This is a genomic window from Pseudomonas sp. RA_35y_Pfl2_P32, from assembly GCF_963970735.1.
Lineage (GTDB): Bacteria > Pseudomonadota > Gammaproteobacteria > Pseudomonadales > Pseudomonadaceae > Aquipseudomonas.
Window position 1 is genome coordinate 1 of record NZ_CAXAQF010000240.1, and the last position, 499, is coordinate 499.

1 protein-coding gene is annotated in these 499 nt (G+C 64.5%); it reads right to left on the reverse strand.

Annotated elements, in window-relative coordinates:
- Nucleotides 1-499 (reverse strand): radical SAM protein (locus AACY45_RS28065; protein ID WP_339548730.1); only part of this gene is annotated, 499 nt, incomplete at both ends.

A 499-nucleotide genomic window follows, 5' to 3' on the forward strand; every position in this document is an offset into this window, starting at 1 on the left:
GTTCGCCGGGCGCTTCATCAGCTTCAGCACGTTGCGGCTGGCATGTTGGAACGGGATGTCGAGATAGGGGAGGATCAGCCCCTCCGCCATCAGCGGGATGACCTGGTCGACATGCGGGTAGGGGTAGACATAGTGCAGCCGCACCCACGCGCCCAATTTGCCCAGCTCGCGCGACAGGTCGGTCATATGCGCGCGGACTTCCTCGCCATGCCACATCCTCGGCTGGTGGCGGATGTCGACACCGTAGGCCGAGGTATCCTGGCTGATCACCAGCAATTCCTTGGTGCCCGCCTCGATCAGCTTCTCCGCCTCGCGCAGGATCGCATCGGGGCGGCGGCTGGCCAGATCGCCGCGCAAGCGCGGGATGATGCAGAAGGCGCAGCGGTGGTTGCAGCCCTCGGAAATCTTGAGATAGCTGTACTGCCGCGGTGTCAGCTTCAGCCCGCTTTCGGGCACAAGATTGAGGAACGCGCTGGTCGGCATCGGGGCGGCGTCATGC